The following is a 20,840-nucleotide window of genomic DNA, read 5'->3' as shown; positions in this document are numbered from 1 at the left end:
GTGTCATTCACAGATGACCAATCTGAGGCTAGTTACCAACTACTTACTCCATCTTTTCTTCTAGCCTCTCAGCCGCTCTTCAATCTCCTCCATCTCCGGAATTGCCGAGATTCCGCCGCGGCGTTCGACGCACAGGCTTGCCACTGCGTTGCCGACCCTGCCAAACTGAATCATCTGCGCCCGGGTCAGGTGTTCCGGCGAGGTTTCTTCCTGCAGATAGGAGGCGAGAAAACCTCCCCAGAAGGAATCACCAGCGCCGGTTGTATCGACCGCATGGGAGGAAAAGCCCTCCGCTTTTATGATTCCATTTTCATTGCCGATCAGGGCGCCATCTCTTCCGAGCGTCACTGCCACCAGGTGCACGCCCTGACGGAGCAGATACTGAATCGCTTCCTCCGGGTCCTGATACGGGGTCAGAAGCGAGGTTTCTTCATCCGAAATCTTCATCATATCTACATAGGGAATCAGCGACTGCATCCGAAGCTGTGCGGTCTCCGGATCACTCCAGAGCGCCGCCCGGTAGTTCGGATCGTAGGAAATCACCGCACCGCTGTTTCTAGCAATATTGATCGCCTCATAGGTTGCCGTCCGGGATGGATCATCGGTCAGCGACAGGGAACCGACATGAAATACTCTCGTATTTTCCAGGATCTCCGGATCGATCTCTTTCATGCACAGATTCGTATCTGCCCCCGGCTTCCTCGCAAAGGCAAATTCGCGCTCCCCGTTTTCTTTCAGGCTTACAAATGCAAGCGTGGTAAAATACTTCTCATCCTGAATCAGGTTGTCCGTATTGATACCTGCCCGGATCAGGGTTTCCTTCAGGAAATCGCCGTGCATATCCTTACCCACCTTGCCAATAAATGCTGTCTTCCTTCCAAATTTCGCAGCCGCCGCCAGCAGATTGGCCGGCGCACCTCCCGGATTCTGCTCAAACAGACGCATTCCCTGCTGTGAAACGCCTGCTGGAGTAAAATCAATCAGAAGCTCTCCCAGCGCTGTGATGTCTGTTTTTATTCTCATACGAATCATCCTCCGTATTACAAGTTATATCAATGGTGCCGCCATCCAGCCCTCTCACAGGCGGACAGCCACATCCGTTCGTCTCTCACAAGGAATTTTACTTCCGAATCGCAATATTTGCAAATTCTACTTTCGCGTCCTGCGCCAGCAGACCGATCTCGTACTCCGGTTTCCGGAAAATACGATAGGTAAATGCCACCTGCTCGCCCACGAACACCTCAACCATATCATGATCCACCGAAATCTTTACATCAATTGCCTGTCCATCTTTAATCTCAAAGGTCTTCTCAGCCACCCGAACGCCATCCGGTCCCGGTTCCGTTGCTTTCGGAACCGCCTGGCAGGACTGCTCCCAGAACGGGTCAACTCCCATCGGCAGGGACAGAAGGGACACTCGCTGCATCGCCATATCAAACTCTAAGAACAGGCAGCCGCTTGCCTCCCAGTCGGATTTCAACAGGATTCCGAAGGAATCATTCGCTTCTTTCGGGATCACCGTGCCGGTAAACAGGAACTTTTCTTCCGGCTGCTCCAGGAAACCATACGAGGTTGTCCCGCATCCATCCAGCTCAACCGTTGTATCTCCATACAGCTTGTATTCTCCCATGACCGGAAGGTATTTCCAGTCAACTTTCTCTTTAAAGCAGTTTACATATTCTTCCGGAAGCTTCACGTCCAGCTGTCCGTCTGCCGTTGCAACGACCTCATGCGGAATACAGAACGTGCCACCCCAGTACCACTCGCCGCGGTCGCTGTTTTCTGCACGGTCATGCGCCCAGGCAAAATAGAAACGGCGCCCGTTGTCATCCTGCATGGATTTAGCTGCATAGAAGCGGCGTCCGCCGATGCCGTCTTTCTTCGGCTTTTTCCACGGTCCAAACGGAGATTTGGAAGTGCGGTAAATCGTGTTGACAAACTCGGAAAAGCGGGAATAGGAAAGATACCAGGTATCGCCTATCTTGTACATCTCGCTGCATTCCGGACAATTCGTATTGCCTGCCGAATACAACGGACCATAATACTCCCAGTTTACCAGATCTTTCGAGCGGTACAGGACGATACAGCCGCGTCTTGTCACCGGCATATCCAGCCGTCTCGCCGAGATCAGAATCCAGTAGCATTTATCTTCCTCATTATAAAATACATACGGATCACGCCAGTCCAGCTTTTCATATAACTCTATCATCGGCGTGATAACCGGGTTTGCCGCGTCCTTCGTCCAGGTGATACCATCCTCGCTCGTCGCATGGCAGATCGTCTGCTGATATTCTGCCGTCAGGCAGTAACCCGTATAGAATGCGTGATATTTTCCTTCGCCGTAGATAACCGATCCCGTCCACACGCCGGACGCATCCGGCTCATCGCCCTCGCCCGGATACAGTGCTGTCGGCAGCTCCTCCCAGTGCACCAGATCCTCCGAAACAGAGTGGCTCCAGGTAGTACGCAGTCTCGCCGGATATACCGTGGTTCCTGGCGGGGATGTCAGTGAAAAAATATGATATTTACCTTCATGATAAAACGGAATCGCGTCACCGGTCGAATCCGCAAATGACATTTTTCTGAAAAAGTCCATTCTTCTCTCCTTGCCTTTCTAAATGTGCTCTTGGAATCATTTCTTTTTTCTGAGGAGTGCCAGATTGCCCTTCTGGGAATCCAGTACAACCGCGCAGGCAATGATCAGACCCTTTACAATCAGCTGCCAGTAGGAGCTGACACCGATCAGATTCAGACCATTGGAAATAATACCGATTACCATCGCACCAAATACTGTGCCGCTGATACGTCCGCGTCCGCCTGCCATCGAGGTTCCGCCGAGGACACAGGCTGCGATCGCATCCATCTCATAGCCACTTCCGACGGACGGCTGTCCGGAATACATTCTCGATGCCAGAACCAGACCTGCAAACGCCGCCAGGGCGCCCGACAATGTAAACACGATGATCTCGACTTTCTTGATCGGAACACCAGAGAGACGCGCCGCCTCACGATTTCCGCCGATTGCATACACATAGGTACCAAATTTTGTTTTAGAAAGCAGAAAACTAAATACGATAATTAAAATAACCATATAGACAACCGGCAGCGGAATAATGTTAAACAGATAACCCGTTCCGATTGCAATGAAAAACTTATCCGTAATACGGGTGGACTGTCCGCCCGAATATACATACGCGATACCGTTGCAGACATTCATCATTGCCATCGTAATGATAAATGCCGGAACACGGAATTTCGATACAACCATACCATCAATCAGACCAGCCACAACACCGATGATGATGCCAGCCGCAATCGCCACGCCAATCGGAAGTCCCTGATTAACTACAAATCCTACGGTCAGAGTTCCGCTCATCGCTACGATCGCGCCAACTGCCAGATCGATGTGTCCGAGAATAATAATCAACGTCATTCCCAGTGCAATGTATGTATTAATGGAAATCTGTCTGAGCACTGAAATGATATTGCTCGGTGTCAAAAATTTATCGGTTGCCAGTGCGACTACCACACATAAGATAACCAGCACTCCAATAATTCCTGTATTTCCGGTAAATACCGAGAGTACCGAATTGCCTGCTGTACTTTTCTTTCCGTTCATCACTCTTCGCCTCCTGCTGCATACTGCATGATTCTCTCCTGATCCAGTTCTTCTCTTCCGAGCATTCCCGTCATTTTTCCCGCCTTGATGACACATACGTTATCGCACATATTGATGATCTCCGGCAGCTCGCTGGATACCATGATAACGGCGATACCCGCCTTCGCCAGCTCATTAATAACGGAATAAATCTCAAACTTCGCATTGACATCGACGCCTCTCGTCGGCTCGTCCAGAATCAGGACATCCGGCTTGATTGCCAGCCATTTTCCAAGGACAATCTTCTGCTGGTTTCCGCCGGAAAGACTTCCCGCTTCCACCAGTTCCACCCGGTCTGCCACTGCTTTGATATGAAGCTTTTCTTTATAATAATCAATCACTTCCTGACATTTCCGGTCGCTGATGGCAATTCCGTTAATATAAGAGTCAATCGATGCCAGCGTGAGGTTAAAACCGACCGTATTACCAAGGACAAGTCCCTGTTTTTTCCGATCCTCCGGCACCAGGCCGATGCCCGCCTTGATTGCCTGAATCGGTGTCGTGAAGCGAACTTCCTTTCCATTTAAAAGAATGGTTCCGCTCTGGTATTTTCTGGCTCCAAAGATACATTCCATGATCTCGCTTCGTCCGGCTCCGACCAGACCTGCAAATCCCAGGATCTCTCCCTTTCTTACCCGGAAGCTGATATCTGAGAACACACCCTCACAGGTTAAATTCTTCACTTCCAATGCCGTTTCTGTATGTTCCAGATCGTTGTAATCTCTGGCATAGAAGCTCTCTAACTCCCGTCCTACCATCATGGCTACCAGCTCGTTCGCATTCGTCTCCGATGTTTTTTTTGTTCCCACATAGGCGCCATCGCGGATGATGGTAACCCGATCCGAGATCCGGAACAGTTCTTCCATACGGTGGGAAATATATATAATGCTTACCTGTTTTGCTTTTAATCTCTCAATGATTCCAAATAACTGTTCTACCTCGTCATTGGAAAGGGAGGACGTCGGCTCGTCCATGACGATGATCCGTCCGTCGAAGGATACCGCCTTTACAATCTCAACCATCTGCTGCTGGGCGATCGTCAAAGATTCTACCAGCGTATCCGGGTGGATATTGACCCCGAGGTTTGCCAGCATCTCGCCTGCCCGGCGGTTCGTCTCCCGCATATCCACGGTGCCGAATTTCGTCTTGATTTCCCGTCCCAGGAACAGGTTCTGCGCGACCGTCAGATACGGAACCAGGACGATCTCCTGATGTATGATTCCGATTCCTTTCTCCTGGGCGTCCGAAACACCATTTATCTCAACTTCCTGACCATTAATCTTGATTGTCCCGCTGTCCGGTTTATAAATTCCTCCAAGGACCTTGATAAGCGTTGATTTACCCGCTCCATTTTCTCCCAGAAGCGCATGAACCTCGCCCATTTCCAGGGAAAAATTGATCCCTGACAATGCATAGATCCCGGAAAAACTTTTCTTGATATCTATCATTTCCAGAATTGTTTTTCCCATAGAACCCTCCGTTTTTTAGAAATGCGGCAATGAACCCCATCGCCGCATTTTCCATGTTTTATTTTATTTCACGTAACTGTTAAGCTTCCTCGCAGTTCATTACTGCCAGTCGTTCAGAGTCTTCTCTGCCTCTTCTTTCTCTACCAGATGGGAATCCAGATATACTTTCTTCTCATCGATTGCGGTATCGCCGCCTACATATTTCTCAGCTGCGTCAAATGCATATTCTGCAATCTGAAGCGGAACCTGGCATGCAACTGCGGTGAACTCGCCGTCTAAGAGTGCCTGTTTTCCATCCGGGGATGCATCGATACTATATACACCGATCTCGCCGGTCTTGTTTGCTGCCTTGATAGCTGCTGCTGCACCCAGGGCAGACGGGTCATTGATACAGAAGAATGCTTCCAGATCCGGGTTTGCTGTGATGATATCCTCAGCCAGTCCCATCGACTGATCCAGCGCTGCACCGCCATCCTGCTGTGCTACAATCTCAAATTTATCTTTCTGATCGCCAAGGCCCTCAAGGAAACCATTGACACGATCCACGCAGCTTTCATTGGACGGGAAATCCAGAACTGCAATCTTTGCGCCATCCGGATAATCTTTCGTCATCTGCTCGCCCACTAACTGGCCTGCCATATATGCGTTGGTTCCAACGAACTGTGTCACGAACTGTTCGATATCATCATCAATGACCGCGGTATCTACGTTGAAAATCGGAATACCTGCATCTGCAATCTCAGCCAGTCCGGAGGTAATACCTGCGGAGTCAACCGGGATAACAAATACTGCATCGTAACCGCTGTTTGCACAGTCAGATAACTGGCTGAGCTGCTTGTTTAAATCATAATCCGGATCCAGGCAGGTGTAGGAAATGCCATTTTCCTTGCACAGCTCGCTGAGCTTTGCATCAATGGAACTCTGGAAAGTATTGTTTAAAGTATTCGTACAGAATGCAAACGATAAATCGCTGGTCTTTGCCTCAGCCCCCTGCGTATCTGCCGCTGCCTCAGAAGCATCGGCTGCCGCTGTTGTATCGGTACTGCTGGAAGAGCCGCATCCTGCCAGCATTGCTGCCATCATGCAAACTGAAAGACCTGCTGCTGTAAATCTAAGACTTTTTTTCATAAATCTGATCCTCCTCTTACTTCATCATTGTTTAGTGCATTTCAAACGGATTGTTATAGTTTTCTTTTTTACGTAAAAATTTTTCTCTCTGGAAGGAGTCTCCCTGTCTGATATCTAGATATTACTCTATTCCATGCCCTTTCGTCAATACTCTTTTGGCATATTGCACTAATTTCAGCGATATATTCATCCTGTTTTATTGATATTTATGCATTTCTACCGTTCCTTTTAATTTTTTACGTAAATTTCGTTTATCTTATCGTTTTGCCTCTATTTTTGTGCTATAATCAAAAACAGAAATATAAAATTGCGGCAAATCCAAATCCAGCCGCGCAGGAACCGCCGGACTAAATCCGTACCAGCAAGGGGGAGTTTTATGACCATCAAAGAAATCGCCGCAAAGGCAGGCGTCTCCATCGCCACCGTTTCCCATGTTATCAACCATACGCGCTATGTCAGCCCGGAACTGGTGGATAAAATCGAAGCTATTATTGAGGAAAGTGGATATTCTGAAAAAATCAAAAAAAAGGTGCGTAAAATCCGCAGCGGACGCAGTTCACAGATTGTCGCTGTCTTTCCAAATATCAAGAGCGCGCTCTACTGCGATTTGTGCAATCAGCTGCAGTCCTACGCGACCAGCCAGGGCTATCAGTTTTACACCGCCGTCACCAACGACAACCTAGAAGAGGAGAAAAGCATCCTGCAAAACTTAATCTCCAGTGCCAAGACCATCGGCATCTTTCTCTCCCCAGTAAGCAGTAATCCGGCTGCCTATTCATTTCTCTATGAATCCGGTATCCCGTTTGTCTGTGTCGAACGATTCATCGATGACGATGTCACACCGCGGATCCTTTTTGATTACACCAAAGCATTTCACTCCGCTACTTCCTATTTTTTTGAGAGCGGACACGAAAATGTGCTGTTTCTGGTAGAAAAAACAGACAGCCTCGCCAAACAGGACAAGATTGCCGGATATGAGCGGGCGCTTCTCTCCGCCAACCATACCCTGAGCAGTTCCTGCATCGCGGAGATCAATCTGTATCAGTCCAGTGATACCATCAGCCTGAATATTCAGAAAAGCATCACCCGGTATCTCCCCACCGCTATCATCGCCGGTGGAAACCGGCTGACTATGTTTCTTCTCAAGGCGCTGCGGGAGCTGGGAAAAGACTGTCCGCGCGATATTTCCATCATCGGATTTGACGATATGCTCTGGTGCGAGCTGACCGCCCCACCGCTATCCTGCATCCACCGGGACATCGACCAGATGGCAGAACTCGCCTCGCAGGCACTCTTTGACGAGATCAACCACCTCTCCGGCGCACCTTTGACCCGCTACGCAGATGTAGAGCTGATTTTGCGTGATTCCACCCGGATCATCGACAACGGTCCGCTCGGTGAACACGCCGTCTCCCCGGACAGCATCCGCCTCTCCAAGGAGGAAAAACAGCTTTTGCGAACTGGAAATTACCGCGTCGCCATCTCCTTCCACTACACTGGAACCGCCTGGGCCGCCCTGCATCAGAAAGGCATCCGGGATGAACTGGAACAGTACGGAATCGATATTATTTCCACCATGGACGCCCATTTTGATCCTGCCCTCCAGAATATGCAGCTCGAAAGCATCAAAATGCAGCACCCGGACGCCGTCATCGCCATCCCCACCGACGATGTCCAGACGGGCCCGGCATTTCAGGAATTATCCAAAATGACGCGGCTGGTCTTTTTAAGCAATGTCCCGCAGAATTTCAGCCGGAACAATTACGTCTCCTGTATCTCCGTCAATGAGCGGGAAAATGGCACCAATACAGGGCGCATGATCGGCGAATACCTGAAAGAAAAACCGCACGCCAAAGTCGGCTTCATCATCCACGGCGCCATGTTTTACGGCACTACCGAGCGTGATAACTGTGCCGAAAAAATATTAAGGGAATCCTATCCCAATATTGAGATCACTGCCAGAAAAGGCTTCATCCAAATCGAAAATGCTTACAAGGTATGCTTTGAAATGATAAGCGAGCACCCGGATATCGAGGCACTCTATGTCAGCTGGGATCGCCCCGCCCTGCTCGCCATCAAGGCCCTGAAAGCTTTGAACCGGACAGATATCGCTGTCTTTACCACAGATCTGGATTTTGAGATTGCAGAAGAAATGAATCAAGGATTTGTAAAAGGACTCAGCACCCAGAGACCATATGACCAGGGAAAAGCGGCCGCTCTTGCAGTCGCTAAATCCCTGGTCAGTGATAACGTTCCTAAATATATTGGAGTGCAGCCCTATGTAGTTCATGAAAAACAGCTGAAACGTGCCTGGAAGGATATTTTCTTTGAGGCACTGCCGGAGGAGCTGGGGGAGAAGCAGATGGGTCAGTAGCTATTTTCCAAACACATACACCTCTTCCGGATTCTTTACCAATGCCAGTTCTTTCTGTTTCTCTGTATCAAACCAGGCATCGATAGTCTCCAGAAGCTTCCATTCATCCAGTTTTTCTTTTTCTGTCACATGGGGATAATCGGTTCCCCATAGGACGCGCTCCGGCGCGTAGGCGGCAAAGGCACGGGCTGTTTTTGCCGCATCCTCCCACGGATAACCGATCTGTGTATTCAGATACGGACCGCAAAGCTTTACCCATGTATTTCCCTTGTCGATCCACCGGCAGATCTGTGCAAATGCCGGATCTTCCGTTCCCAGCTTCGGATCCAGACGTCCCATATGATCGATCACGATCTTTCCCGGGAGCTTCTCGATTTCCGATGCCCGCTGTACAAGCTGCATCGCTCCCATATGAAGCTGGGTATTCCAGCCATATTCCTTCGTCCGCTCTGCAAGCGGCAGACATTCTTCAAAGGAAACAACCGCATTCTTCGGGTTCCATACGCTAAACCGCAATCCGCGCACGCCACCCTGATGTAGGCGTTCCAGCTCCGCCTCGCTTACATTCTCCCGCACGACGGCGATTCCACGGCTGTTTTCGACTCCGTATTCCGCAAGGGCATCCAACAGACATGAGTTATCAGTTCCGAACGGCTTTGCCTGCACAAAAACAGCTCTTGTAAGTCCCAGTTCATCTGCTAATGCCCGATACTCCTGTACCGTTCCACGCTGGGATTCTGCCTTTCCATCATTCGGAAAGGCAGGGTCTATGATGTGGAGATGGGAATTGCAGGCATTTGCAATGGTTAATTTTTTTCTATCTTCCATATCTGTCCTCATCTCCTATTTTTTAACCTCCCGGATCACGTCAATCACGGTTCCATCCCGGTATTCTACCACACAGGTAACCTTATCGGTGCATTCAAGCGGCTTCGGCACACCGGTCATTGCCTCTGCCTGGCGCTGCAGATCTTCGATCGATACCAGTTTCAAGTTCGTTTTCTCCAGATCTTCCTTCAGCTCCTGATAATTTTTATGCTTCGGATTCAGGGCGATACCTGCTTCCGTCACAACTGCCGCTACTGTTTCACCCGGCGTACAGCAGGTAAAGACCCGTTTTACTACCGACGGGATACGTCCGCGGATGATCGGAAGCACAACAATCGGAATCTGCGCGCCGCCGGCTACATCTGGTCCTCCGCCAAGACCGCCCATCATCTGTCCGTTGCATCCCGTCAGGATATTCACATTGAAATCGGTATCGACCTCCAATGCTGCCAGAATACCAAAATCCTCCTGATTCAGCATACAGCCCTTGCGGGACGGATCCGCATATAATGTATTATCAATTTCAACAATACCCGGTTCATCCACGATGGCCTTGGCTGCCACCGCATCAAATGACTGCGAGCAGGCAACCGCCTTTACTAGGCCTTTCTGGTACATTTCCACAATCGCAGCCGGTACTCCGCCCAGTGCCATCGCAGCAGTCACGCCTTTTTTCTCCATTTCTTCTGCCAGATATTTCGTGCAGGCGATACTGATCGCACCAGCTCCTGTCTGGAATACAAAACCATCTTTAAATCGTCTGGAAGCCGCCATCACCTGTGCCGTCCGCTTGGCAATCAGAAGATCTCGCGGGCGCTTCGTCACACGGGCCGCACCGGCTCCGATCTTTTCTGTATCTCCGATCGACTCCACGGTCACCACATAGTCTACATACTCCTGGGAAATGCTGATCGGAATACACGGATATTCCACCAGATTGTCTGTCACTACAACCACACATCCTGCCGTATGGGCATCGATAAAGGAATATCCCAGTGCACCGCAGGCATTCGGTCCTACAAGACCGGTACAGTTGCCGTACTCATCTGCTGCCGAAGCTCCGATAAACGCCACGTCAACGGACAATTCTCCTGCCTCGATCGCCCTCGGTCTGGATCCATGTGGGCGGAGAATTACCGCATCCTCCATCAATCCTGACAAGACTCCGTCCCCGAGCTCGCCGCGGATTCCACTCGCCTCAATGTGTGTGATCGTACCATCTTTTACGAAATCCACGATCGATGGGTTTTTAATATTTACAACCGCGCTCGGTGCAAAGGTCAGCTTTTTAATTCCCAGTTCCCGGATCGCTGTCAGCACCTGTCCGATGACCTGATCGCCCTCCCGGAAGCTGTGATGGAACGAAATCGTCATTCCATCAGAAAGTCCGCTGGCTTTGATTACTTCTTTTAAATCTGTATAAAGCTTTTTCTCACCCGGACGCACATTTTTCAGTTTCCGGTTGGAATGTACGGTTCCCTGCGCTGTGCAGTCCATCTGTGCTGCACCCTGAAATGGTTTTACTTTATATGAACCGATCTGTTCCGGAAGTTCCCTGCCGACCGCATTGATCACTGTCTTACTCACCGTCCGCACCTCCTATCACCATACCTGCCGCTTTCGCTTTCTCAAGCACTGCCTTTGCGCGAAGTTCCATCGGCTTATCTAACATACTGCCATCCAGTGTAATGACGCCTTTTCCTTCCGCCTCACCCTGCTTCAGGGTTTCCAGCACGCGGATCGCCTGCTTAATTTCTTTCTCACTCGGCGCAAAGCTTGCATTTACGATGTCTACCTGTCCCGGATGGATCACCGTCTTTCCGTCAAATCCAAGGGCTCTGGAAAACTCAGCATCCGCCTTTAATCCTTCCATATCGCGGAAGTTCGAATACACAATATCAAGCGCATCGATTCCTGCCTCCCGGCACGCCATCAGAACCGCATTTCTGGCATAGAACACTTCCATGCCTTCTCGGCTGCGCAGCGCCCCCATGCTGGCGGTAAAATCTTCTGCTCCCAGCGCCATCGCTTCCACTCTCGGATCTGCTTTGGCAATCTCTCTCGCATTTAACACCCCCATGTAGGACTCAATGTTGCACCAGAACTTGATACTTCCCGGAACAATTCCGGCTTTTTTCTCAATTTCAGCTACTTTCTCGGAAATCCGGACAACTTCCCGTGCATACTCAACCTTCGGAATCCGGATCGCATCCGGTTTTACCCGCACAATCGCCTCCAGATCCTCATCGATATACTCAGAATAAATTCCATTGACCCGCACAACCACATAAACATCTTTCGGGCGCTGATATCGAAGCACATTGTATACCAGAAGACGAGCCGCGTCTTTTTCCGCTGCTGCCACCGAATCTTCTAGATCGTACACCAGACAGTCCTCGCCATAAAACACTGCCTGAATCAGGTTGGACGGCTTGCCTCCGCTGGCATAGAGAGAAGTTCTTTTTAAACTGCCTGCCATAACGCATCCTCCTTTGACCAGTCATATTTCTGTCCCAGGGAACGCAGAACCGCCGCCTGCATTCTGGCACGAATCACGCAATCGAGCGCCCCTTTATCCTGAAGCGTCACCTTCGCTGTATCAATTTCAAAATCTGCCAGCACCTCCCGCACTGTCTCTTCAATCGCATCGCCAAAAATCGGTTTTACCACACTTGTCAGCTCAATCACGATGCCTTCTTCCTCATTGGGAGATAAGGTAACCTGGATATCACCGGACTCTATATTACCGCATACGGCTTCTTTTTCTATCTTCATAAAGCCACTCTCCTTTTCTTTCTACTATCGCAAATCTTAGCTATTCACCTTTTCGTCCTATGCCATCATGCTCGGAAGCCAGGTTGAAAGTGCCGGAATTGCACCTACCAGTGCGATAACCGCCACATAAATCAAGATGCAATGCAGCAGATCCGGAAACATCTTATCAATATCGGTATCGACAATCCGGCTCGTCGTAATCAGGCACAGACCAACTGGAGGAGTCAGACCGCCGAGGCAAAGGGTCAGGCACATAAACATACCAAAATGAATCGGATCCAATCCCATCGCTGTCGCTACCGGAAGCAAAATCGGCGTTACAAGTACGATAATCGCAATAACCTCCAGAAAGCATCCAAAAACAAGGACAATCACAAAAGTAATTAACAGGAATACAAATTTACTGTCTACATACTGTACAAAGAAGTTTGCCATCAATGCCGGTACTTTCTCAACCGTCAGCGCATAACCAAACGCTGCCGAAGATGCCATCATACCAATAATCTGTCCAGCTTTTCCTACACCATCTGTTGTTACCTTGCAAAGCTCTTTTACCGACATTTCCCGATATACGATAACGGTTAAAAATGCGGACCATACAACGGAAATAACTGCTGCCTCCGTCGCCGTTGCGATACCCAGCATGATACTTCCCATGATAAAGAGCGGGGTTGTCAGAGGAAGTATCGCCCCTTTAAAGGAATCCCAGATTTCCTTTGTATCATAATGGCTCTTATGCCCTTCTACCATTCCATAGTCATTTTTCTTGCTCTGGAAAATAGAGTATAACGCCAGCCCTGCTGCTGCCATCACGCCCGGAATAATACCGCCGACAAACAGGCTTCCGATGGAAATACCGGCAGTTGCGCCATAATTTACCATAACGATACTTGGCGGAATGATGATTCCCAAAAGTCCCGATGCTGCAATGATTGAACCCGTAAAACGCTTACTATATCCTTTTTCCAGCATCTCCGGTGCAATGATGCCACCGATCGAAGCCGCTGTTGCCGGAGCCGAACCACAAATCGTTCCAAACATCGCACTAGATACAACTCCCGTGACTGCCAGACCGCCTGTCAGCGGACCTACTAACGCATTCGCAAACCGAAGCATTCTCCGGCTGATACCGCCTTTCCCCATAATATCGCCTGCCAGCAGGAAAAACGGGATGGCTAACAATGTAAACGAATCCACACCGCCTATCGTTTTCTGTACAAACTGCATCAGTGGATAACCACTCATCACATAATAAATTCCAGCTGAAATACCCATCGAAAATACGATCGGGACTCCCAGCGCCAGCAATATAAAAAAACTGCCAAACAACATTCCAAGCATCATTGTTCGTCCTCTCCTTTCCTCCTTATGCTTTCTTTCTCAGCTTCTGTACATCCTCATAAGAACGAATCAGGCTCTTTGCCGCCATCAGAAGCATACAGATAGGAACCACTGCATATTTAATCGCATTTGGGTAATGTAACACCGCACTTACGAATTTCTGATTTGCCAGCGTATAATCCAGACTTGCCTTAAAAATAACCAGAAATCCCATTGCCATCGCAATATTTAGTACACAACCAACGATCTCCTGTACCGCCTCCGGAAATTTTTCAATAACAAATGTTACTGCCGGATGACCTGCATCTGAATAATGAACCAGTGTCACCCCCATAAATGATACCCAAACCAGAAGCAATCTCGCCAGCTCATCACTCCATGCAAGCGGCGCTCCAAAGAAATACCGCAGAATGACCTGTGCAAATACCACCACGATCATGACTGCAAAACATAAAAAGGATAACGACCGCAGCACCTTCACTATCGCTTTCTCAAACAACATCGTCTCCGCCTCCTGTCTGCCAAAAACTATATTTTTGTTTTACTTGTGCAAATCTCAAACATACGTTCCGCTTGTCGGTACAAAAAAGCGCCCTCTGCCTGTTTCTCCGCCAGAAGGCGCTTTTTATTTACCGTTCCGGTCTCTGATTAATAGCCTGCATATTTCTTATACACATCCATCAGTTCAGAACCAATTACTTTCTCTTCCCACTCATCATATAATGGTTTCAGGACTTCTACGAATGCGGCTTTATCCACTTCGTTGACTTCCATTCCTTTTTCTTGCATCTTTGCTACCAGCTCTTCATCCGCCTGAACGTTTTTCTCGCGGATTCTGGTTTCGCAGGCATCTACCTCTTCCTGAATAATTGTCTGCCACTCTTCCGGAAGGCTTTCCCATTTTGCTTCGTTCATCAGAAGGCACTCATTTGTCCAGAAATGACCAGTCAAAGATAAATATTTCTGAACCTCATAGAAGGAAGAACTGTCGATTGTGCTGAGTGGACTTTCCTGTCCGTCGATTACGTTCTGCTGAAGTCCAGTAAACACTTCGCTGAAGCTCATGGAGATCGGCTGAGCACCTAGTGCCTCGAATACTGCCAGGCGCAGATCCGAAGTCGTAGTACGGAACTTGATTCCCTTCATATCTTCCGGCTTCTCAATCGGTCTTACATTGTTCGTCATATGGCGATATCCTAGCTCCATATAACCTAAGTTTCGTACCGCACCGTCAGATGCGATAATCTCATTTAATTTATCGCCATAATCTCCATCCAGCGCCTTATATCCATCTTCACGGGTTGCAAACATATACGGGAGATCCTCGATCGTCAGCTCTGGGTGGGTTGTACTCTGGAATGCGATTGTCTCCAGTGCCATATCGATCGTGCCCATATAGAGCTGTTCATACATCTCGCTCTCTTTTCCCAGAAGGGAATCTGCATAAATCTCAATATCAACACCGCCGTTTGTTCTCTCTTTGACCGCATCCGCCATCGCATATAATTCCTGTGTGATCAGATGGCTGTCCGCAAAGGAGAGTCCCAGCTTCACCGTAACCGGCTCTGCCGATACATCTGCGGAAGCGGCGCCCTGATCCGCTGACTTGGTATCTTCTTCTGTGCTCGAACCTCCCGAATTATTTCCGCATGCAGTCAGCGCGAGCGCTGTGATTGTCAAAACTGCCAATGTTCCTCGTACTCTCATAAATTTACCTCTCCCTCTTCGTTTGCTTATATGTTTTTTTGTCATCTCCTGTTAGATGATTGTTACTTTTTACAATACCTATCATATATTCTGACAGCCTTTTTGTAAAATATTGAAATCCGTTACATCCCATAAGTAAATTCTATGTCTTTCTTCTCTTTTACATTTTATTAACATATATACCCGCTAGAAAATCGGACACAACTTTGATAATATATAGACAGACATAATTTTTTATTGAAAGGGACAGCAGATATGACACTGAAAGATATGCAATATTTTTATACGATCGTACAAGAAAAAAATATAACAAAAGCGGCTTCCACCTTGTATATCGCCCAACCGGCTCTCAGTCAGTGTGTCCAGAAGCTCGAAAAAGAATTAAATGCCACCCTTTTGACCCGCACCAGCAGCGGCGTTTCCGTTACCGCCGAGGGAAAATGTTTCTTTGAATTTGTTGAACGAATTCTACTGGAACAAAAAAATTTCCAAAAAGAACTTATCGATGTGCAGAATGCAGAAGGCGGCGAAATTACGCTCGGATTTACCGGCACACAGGCTACCTATGTGCTGCCCTACTTTCTTCCTGCGTTTGAATCACGGCATCCAAATATCCGTATTCTCTTAGAGGAAGCAACCAGCAACGATATTGAACAGCGGCTTTCTAAGGGAACAATCGATATCGGCATCATCCATCCACCAGTCCTAAATCCCGATTTGGATTATTTTGAACTCAGCCGCGATCATATGGTTGTCGTTCCCCGGCGCACCAGCGGATATGAAGCCTATGTCCGAACTCACAAAAACCAGGCACATCCTTATATTGATATTGAATTTCTGCGAAACGAACCAATTGCCGTCACGCAGCCCTGGCAGCGCAGCCGCATGATTACCGAGCAAATCTTTACCAACGCCGGTTTCGCCCCGCGCTACCGGCAGGTTTCCCGCAATATCAGTACCATGGACGCCCTGGCACAAATCGACTATGCAACCGTCCTGATTCCGGAAAAGCAGCTCTCTCCTGCCTTGCAAAAGAAAGGATATTTTCTTTTAGAAGAACCGTATGACGTTCCATTTTCCTTCTATGTTGCCGTCAAACGGGACGGGTATACATCAAAAGCGACTCTGCGGCTGTTAGATTTTTTGCGTGGAATTTGTCATACATTTTAAATTTACGGTGGGAAATGACTACACAGTCCAAAATCTTGCCAACCACCTCCCCCCATGATATGATAAAGTTATTCGTAACAATTCCGTATCTTCAGAAAGGAGCATCATCGATGGCACCCCTAAAAATCCCTGTTGGTATTTCTGATTTTAAAAAGCTGCGCGAAGACGGCTATTATTATATTGATAAAAGCGGGCTGATCGCTGATCTTCTGACGAATAACTCGGAAGTCACCCTGATTACCCGCCCGCGTCGTTTTGGAAAAACACTGGCGATGAGTATGCTTGCCAATTTTTTTGATATTCGAAAAAAAAGCCAGAATCTTTTTACCGGACTTCAAATCGAATCTCGTCCAGATCTATGCCAGGCATGGATGAATCAATTTCCGACGCTCTTTCTGACCTTTAAGGATGTAGACGGACTGGATTATGCTTCTGCCAGGGATATGCTCCGCTCCCAGATTGCCCGTCTCTGCAATGAACACAGCTATCTGGCAGACAGCCCTTCGGTTAATGAAAATGATCGGAAAGAGTTTATACAGCTTGCCGATATTGTCGATGGAAAACCGACGGATACTATGTTAAAAACCAGCATTCTGCTCTTGATGCGTATGATGCAGGCACATTTCCAGAAGCCCGTCATTCTGCTTCTGGATGAATATGATGTACCGCTTGCCAAAGCCAGCGCAAATGGTTATTATCCCCAGATGCTGGAACTGATGAAATCCCTCATGAGTACAGCACTGAAAGATAACAGCACCCTGCGTTTTGCCACTATTACCGGCTGTCTGAAAATCGCAAAGGAAAGTATCTTTACAGGAACCAACAACTTTGTTTCTGATACGATCTCATCTTCGTCACTGGATGAATATTTTGGATTTACCCAGGTCGATATGAAGAAACTTCTTTCAGATGCCGGCATGATTGAACGAGCATCGCAAATCAAAAACTGGTACGACGGTTATCACTTCGGTGCTTCGGATGTCTATTGTCCATGGGATGTGATGAATTACCTCCTCGACTGCCAGAAAAAGCCGCAGGCTAAACCCATCGGCTACTGGAAAAATACCAGCGATAACGCGATCATCCGTTCGTTTATCGACTATGCCGGAAGCAATATCACGATGAAGCTGGAGGCGCTTCTTTCCGGAGGCTATATTCTTCAGCATGTGGAAGAAAATCTGACGTATGATTACCTCCATTCCTCCGAAGATAATCTGTGGAGTATCCTGTATCTTACCGGCTATCTGACGCAGGCTCGCATCGATAACCTTCCAGATGGTTTAACTGCCCTAATGGTTCCGAATGCTGAAATCCGGGAAATCTTCGAAAGTACCATTTTAAAATGGTTTAACGACAGCGCCAAAACCTGGAATCGGGAACAATTATTTTATGCCGTATGGCATGGCAACACCGACCTACTCACACAGGAGATGAATGCCCTGCTGCGTATGACAATCAGCTACCATGATTATAAAGAAGATTTTTATCACGCCTTTTTAGCCGGAATTTTTGCCGGAGCCGGATATGTGGTAGAATCAAACCGTGAGCATGGCGAAGGACGAAGCGATGTGGTTGTATATGATCTGCACGGTGGACGAATGGCGATTTTCGAGGCGAAATATTCGAAAACATTTGAAAAACTCAGCGATGACTGCGACAAAGCCCTGCGCCAGATCGATGAACGCATGTATGCAAAAGAATTTGAGGGAAATTATGATGAAATTTTCTGTTATGGAATTTCCTTCTTCAAGAAACGGTGTATGGTAAAGGGGATAGGTAAATAATGCTGGCATCTGTTTTTATACACAAATAGGGCGTCTGTCGCATTTACAAATATGCTGGCCGATAACCCTATTTTATAGCCAAAAGAAGCTGCTGCACGGTTTGTGCAACAGCCCCTTCTTACATCTTCACTTATTAAATTCTTACAGTCTCGCAATCACTGCGTCCACATATTCCTCGGTGGTTGCAGTTCCATGCAGATCTCTTGTCAGGTGCTTGCCTTCTGCCAGAACCTCATCCACAGCCTTGCGGATGCGTCCGGCGGTCTCATTTTCACCTAAGTACTCTAGCATCATGCAGGCAGACCACAGGAATGCGGTCGGGTTTGCCAGGTGCTTACCTGCAATATCCGGTGCGCTGCCGTGTACGGCCTCGAACATCGCATAGTCAGAACCGATATTGCTGGATGGAACGAGTCCCAGACCTCCGATCAGGCCGCTGCACAGGTCCGAAAGAATATCTCCGTACAGGTTCTGCATTACCATAACATCAAACTGGTTTGGATTCATGACAAGCTGCATGCAGGTGTTATCGATGATTTTATCATCACCTTCAATCTCCGGATATTCCTTTGCAATCTCTTTGAAAATGGAAAGGAACATGCCATCGGACATTTTCAGGATATTTGCCTTATGAATACAGGTTACTTTCTTGCGTCCGTTCTTTTTCGCATACTCGAATGCATCGCGGATAATGCGCTCGCTTGCCTGTCTTGTAACAATCTTAATTGCATGAACCGTATCCGGATTTACCTGCTCCTCTACACCAACATAAAGACCTTCTGTATTTTCGCGGAAAATCACGATATCCACATTCTCAAATGGAGTTTTTACTGCCGCGTTGGACTTAACCGGGCGGATATTGGCATACAGGTCATACTGTCCGCGGAGTGTTACATTCAAAGAGCGGAAGCCCTTTCCAACCGGAGTTGTAATCGGGGATTTTAAGAGTACTTTGGTGCGCTCAAAGGAAGCATATGCTTCCTCCGGAATCAGGGCACCATTGCGTTTCCACTCATCCTCACCAACATTGAAAATTTCATATTCCAGCGGAGCATCTGCCGCTTTTAAGATTTTTAATACATTATCAACCAGCTCCGGTCCGATACCATCGCCGCGAAATACTGTAATTTTATGACTCATTTCTTTATCCTCCTTCTTGATTTTCCCAATCGTAACTGTTCAGTACCTTCACAGTCACGCGCAAAAATCCATTAAAAATTTCATCGAAAGCTGCCAGAACAGGCTGACAGCTTTTCGAACAAACAACTTTTCAATTAAATTTCCCTTACAGAACAACTGCTACAATCAGGTTATATACCGCACAGCAGATAACGCTGATAGGTACTGCTACAAAGAGAAGACGGTTGAATAAGTGATTTCGGTCTTCCTCGTTTCCGCAGGAACCAAGAATCAGGCTGCCGCCGGATGAGAACGGGCTGATCGCACTGCTCTGTGCACCAAGAATCGTGCAGGCAAAGAGCGCTGCCGGATTTAATCCGGTTGCTGCCGCAAGTCCCGGAATCAGCGGGAACAGGGCCGGTGCTACAACACCTGTTGTAGAGCTGAAGAAACTCATAAATGCGCCTACAAAGCTGAATGCCAGCGGAATCAGGGCTGTCGGAACATTAGAACCAATCCATGCGGATAATGCATCAATAGTACCGGCCTGAACTGCAACGGCGATAAGCATGCCGGCTCCGGCAATCATGAGGATGGTGTTCCACGGAACACGTGCAATCACTTCCTTCTGCGGTGCCAGATCAAAGAGCAGTGCGATGATGGTAAAGCAGAATGCCACCAGTCCTACATCAACCTTTCCAGCGATTTTTCCAATCAGTTCATTGCCAGGAACTGCCATCTTTAAGAGCGGGAATATCAGGACAATCACCATCATCAGAATCATTAAATGCAGGGTTGTTTTCTGTTTCTTGTCAAACGGCTCCGGGCGATTGAACGTTACGCCTTTTCCGATACCGCGGTTGCTCTTGAAACCGAAACGGAAAATTGCAATCAGAATTAGGGAAAATACAATCGCGAAACCAAAAATTTTCATTTCATCTACAAAGGAATTCGTTGCTTCAAATGCCGGTTCTGCTTCATAAGCAGTATCAATCAGACCGCGGAATACGACGCCCAGCGAAGCTGTGGGGAAGTTTCCGCCTGCCAGTGCACCGCAGTTGATCGCCACCGCACCGGTCAGCTTGTCCATCTTTGCTTCCTCACAGATAAGGATGGTAATCGGTGCCAGGAATGCCAGAACGGTAAAGTATGCAGCACCCATAACAGAAAGTACAACTGCTACAAAAAATAACGCAAAAGGAAGCATGCCCGGAAACTTGCGGCACATATAGAGAAGACTGGCCGACATTTTTTCAAGGGTTCCATTCACAGCTGCAAAGTTGTAAAACAGTGATACTGACAGGATGACGAACATGGTGCTGACCGGCCAGAAGCCAATCAGTTCTTTTGTTTTCAATCCCATGCCAAAACAACCAATCAAGTATGCAAAGGCAATACAGAAAAATCCCGTATTGATTTTCGTTTTATATCCCAATATAACGGCAACCGCAATGGATGCCACCAAAACTGCACTTAACATATGATGC

At 48.0% G+C, this 20,840-nt stretch carries 17 protein-coding genes; 3 read left to right on the top strand and 14 right to left on the bottom strand.

Annotated elements, in window-relative coordinates:
• Positions 1 to 60: 60 nt before the first annotated feature.
• The 5 genes from DXD12_RS12055 to DXD12_RS12035 all read right to left on the bottom strand — a co-directional run bounded on the left by DXD12_RS12055 (position 61) and on the right by DXD12_RS12035 (position 6,255).
• Positions 61 to 1,023 (bottom strand): carbohydrate kinase, encoded by a 963-nt coding sequence (locus tag DXD12_RS12055; protein ID WP_022360666.1) that lies wholly within the window; start codon positions 1,021 to 1,023, stop codon positions 61 to 63.
• Between the two features lie 97 nt (positions 1,024 to 1,120).
• Positions 1,121 to 2,596 (bottom strand): glycoside hydrolase family 32 protein, encoded by a 1,476-nt coding sequence (locus DXD12_RS12050; protein WP_118638429.1) that lies wholly within the window; start codon positions 2,594 to 2,596, stop codon positions 1,121 to 1,123.
• A gap of 36 nt (positions 2,597 to 2,632) precedes the next feature.
• Entirely contained in the window at positions 2,633 to 3,619 is a 987-nt protein-coding gene (locus DXD12_RS12045) for an ABC transporter permease (RefSeq protein WP_107001726.1), read from the bottom strand.
• Entirely contained in the window at positions 3,619 to 5,127 is a 1,509-nt protein-coding gene (locus DXD12_RS12040) for a sugar ABC transporter ATP-binding protein (RefSeq protein WP_118638428.1), read from the bottom strand. The genes DXD12_RS12045 and DXD12_RS12040 overlap by 1 nt, the downstream gene beginning before the upstream one ends.
• A gap of 99 nt (positions 5,128 to 5,226) precedes the next feature.
• Positions 5,227 to 6,255 (bottom strand): sugar ABC transporter substrate-binding protein, encoded by a 1,029-nt coding sequence (locus tag DXD12_RS12035; RefSeq protein ID WP_107001728.1) that lies wholly within the window; start codon positions 6,253 to 6,255, stop codon positions 5,227 to 5,229.
• A 376-nt stretch (positions 6,256 to 6,631) separates the two neighbouring features.
• Here DXD12_RS12035 and DXD12_RS12030 point away from each other — a divergent pair, with 376 nt between their 5' ends.
• Positions 6,632 to 8,629, top strand: coding sequence for a LacI family DNA-binding transcriptional regulator (locus DXD12_RS12030; protein ID WP_118638427.1), 1,998 nt, complete (start codon positions 6,632 to 6,634; stop codon positions 8,627 to 8,629).
• On the opposite strand, the gene DXD12_RS12025 is transcribed toward DXD12_RS12030, so the two are convergent.
• From DXD12_RS12025 to DXD12_RS11995, 7 genes are all read right to left on the bottom strand, one after another.
• A complete protein-coding gene (locus DXD12_RS12025) occupies positions 8,630 to 9,457 on the bottom strand; it encodes an amidohydrolase family protein (protein WP_182457078.1) in 828 nt (275 codons plus the stop codon).
• Positions 9,458 to 9,472: 15 nt separating this feature from the next.
• Entirely contained in the window at positions 9,473 to 11,044 is a 1,572-nt protein-coding gene (gene citF / locus DXD12_RS12020; protein ID WP_243105389.1) for a citrate lyase subunit alpha, read from the bottom strand.
• The gene (locus tag DXD12_RS12015) at positions 11,037 to 11,936 is read right to left on the bottom strand and encodes a CoA ester lyase (RefSeq protein ID WP_118638425.1); all 900 of its coding nucleotides are present in this window, start codon (positions 11,934 to 11,936) and stop codon (positions 11,037 to 11,039) included. The genes citF and DXD12_RS12015 overlap by 8 nt, the downstream gene beginning before the upstream one ends.
• Positions 11,921 to 12,232, bottom strand: a complete 312-nt coding sequence (gene citD / locus DXD12_RS12010; protein ID WP_118638424.1) for a citrate lyase acyl carrier protein — start codon at positions 12,230 to 12,232, stop codon at positions 11,921 to 11,923. The genes DXD12_RS12015 and citD overlap by 16 nt, the downstream gene beginning before the upstream one ends.
• 57 nt (positions 12,233 to 12,289) lie before the next feature.
• Positions 12,290 to 13,576, bottom strand: coding sequence for a TRAP transporter large permease (locus DXD12_RS12005; protein ID WP_118638423.1), 1,287 nt, complete (start codon positions 13,574 to 13,576; stop codon positions 12,290 to 12,292).
• Between the two features lie 22 nt (positions 13,577 to 13,598).
• The gene (locus tag DXD12_RS12000) at positions 13,599 to 14,075 is read right to left on the bottom strand and encodes a TRAP transporter small permease (protein ID WP_118638422.1); all 477 of its coding nucleotides are present in this window, start codon (positions 14,073 to 14,075) and stop codon (positions 13,599 to 13,601) included.
• A gap of 146 nt (positions 14,076 to 14,221) precedes the next feature.
• Entirely contained in the window at positions 14,222 to 15,280 is a 1,059-nt protein-coding gene (locus tag DXD12_RS11995; protein ID WP_182457077.1) for a TRAP transporter substrate-binding protein, read from the bottom strand.
• A gap of 255 nt (positions 15,281 to 15,535) precedes the next feature.
• On the opposite strand from DXD12_RS11995, the gene DXD12_RS11990 reads away from it, so the two are divergent.
• Together DXD12_RS11990 and DXD12_RS11985 are read left to right on the top strand one after the other, a co-directional pair.
• Positions 15,536 to 16,450, top strand: coding sequence for a LysR family transcriptional regulator (locus DXD12_RS11990; protein ID WP_118638420.1), 915 nt, complete (start codon positions 15,536 to 15,538; stop codon positions 16,448 to 16,450).
• Positions 16,451 to 16,560: 110 nt separating this feature from the next.
• Positions 16,561 to 18,234 (top strand): AAA family ATPase, encoded by a 1,674-nt coding sequence (locus tag DXD12_RS11985; protein WP_118638419.1) that lies wholly within the window; start codon positions 16,561 to 16,563, stop codon positions 18,232 to 18,234.
• 141 nt (positions 18,235 to 18,375) lie between these two features.
• Here the strand turns inward: DXD12_RS11985 and DXD12_RS11980 are convergent, their stop codons facing one another.
• On the bottom strand, positions 18,376 to 19,374 hold the full coding sequence (locus tag DXD12_RS11980) for an isocitrate/isopropylmalate dehydrogenase family protein (RefSeq protein ID WP_022360657.1): 999 nt from the start codon (positions 19,372 to 19,374) through the stop codon (positions 18,376 to 18,378).
• 145 nt (positions 19,375 to 19,519) lie between these two features.
• The gene (locus DXD12_RS11975; protein WP_118638418.1) at positions 19,520 to 20,833 is read right to left on the bottom strand and encodes an SLC13 family permease; all 1,314 of its coding nucleotides are present in this window, start codon (positions 20,831 to 20,833) and stop codon (positions 19,520 to 19,522) included.
• Positions 20,834 to 20,840 lie beyond the last annotated feature (7 nt).

This window comes from Clostridium sp. TF11-13AC (assembly GCF_003481065.1).
In the GTDB taxonomy this organism is placed as follows: Bacteria; Bacillota; Clostridia; order Lachnospirales; family Lachnospiraceae; genus Otoolea; species Otoolea fessa.
This window is presented reverse-complemented; position numbering and strand designations above follow the sequence as displayed.

Coding starts and splice junctions, on each gene's coding strand:
- DXD12_RS12055 (WP_022360666.1), bottom strand. CDS start 1,023: ATGAGAATAAAAACAGACATCACAGCGCTGGGAGAGCTTCTGATTGAT.
- DXD12_RS12050 (WP_118638429.1), bottom strand. CDS start 2,596: ATGGACTTTTTCAGAAAAATGTCATTTGCGGATTCGACCGGTGACGCG.
- DXD12_RS12045 (WP_107001726.1), bottom strand. CDS start 3,619: ATGAACGGAAAGAAAAGTACAGCAGGCAATTCGGTACTCTCGGTATTT.
- DXD12_RS12040 (WP_118638428.1), bottom strand. CDS start 5,127: ATGGGAAAAACAATTCTGGAAATGATAGATATCAAGAAAAGTTTTTCC.
- DXD12_RS12035 (WP_107001728.1), bottom strand. CDS start 6,255: ATGAAAAAAAGTCTTAGATTTACAGCAGCAGGTCTTTCAGTTTGCATG.
- DXD12_RS12030 (WP_118638427.1), top strand. CDS start 6,632: ATGACCATCAAAGAAATCGCCGCAAAGGCAGGCGTCTCCATCGCCACC.
- DXD12_RS12025 (WP_182457078.1), bottom strand. CDS start 9,457: ATGGAAGATAGAAAAAAATTAACCATTGCAAATGCCTGCAATTCCCAT.
- DXD12_RS12015 (WP_118638425.1), bottom strand. CDS start 11,936: ATGGCAGGCAGTTTAAAAAGAACTTCTCTCTATGCCAGCGGAGGCAAG.
- citD (WP_118638424.1), bottom strand. CDS start 12,232: ATGAAGATAGAAAAAGAAGCCGTATGCGGTAATATAGAGTCCGGTGAT.
- DXD12_RS12005 (WP_118638423.1), bottom strand. CDS start 13,576: ATGATGCTTGGAATGTTGTTTGGCAGTTTTTTTATATTGCTGGCGCTG.
- DXD12_RS12000 (WP_118638422.1), bottom strand. CDS start 14,075: ATGTTGTTTGAGAAAGCGATAGTGAAGGTGCTGCGGTCGTTATCCTTT.
- DXD12_RS11995 (WP_182457077.1), bottom strand. CDS start 15,280: ATGAGAGTACGAGGAACATTGGCAGTTTTGACAATCACAGCGCTCGCG.
- DXD12_RS11990 (WP_118638420.1), top strand. CDS start 15,536: ATGACACTGAAAGATATGCAATATTTTTATACGATCGTACAAGAAAAA.
- DXD12_RS11985 (WP_118638419.1), top strand. CDS start 16,561: ATGGCACCCCTAAAAATCCCTGTTGGTATTTCTGATTTTAAAAAGCTG.
- DXD12_RS11980 (WP_022360657.1), bottom strand. CDS start 19,374: ATGAGTCATAAAATTACAGTATTTCGCGGCGATGGTATCGGACCGGAG.
- DXD12_RS11975 (WP_118638418.1), bottom strand. CDS start 20,833: ATGTTAAGTGCAGTTTTGGTGGCATCCATTGCGGTTGCCGTTATATTG.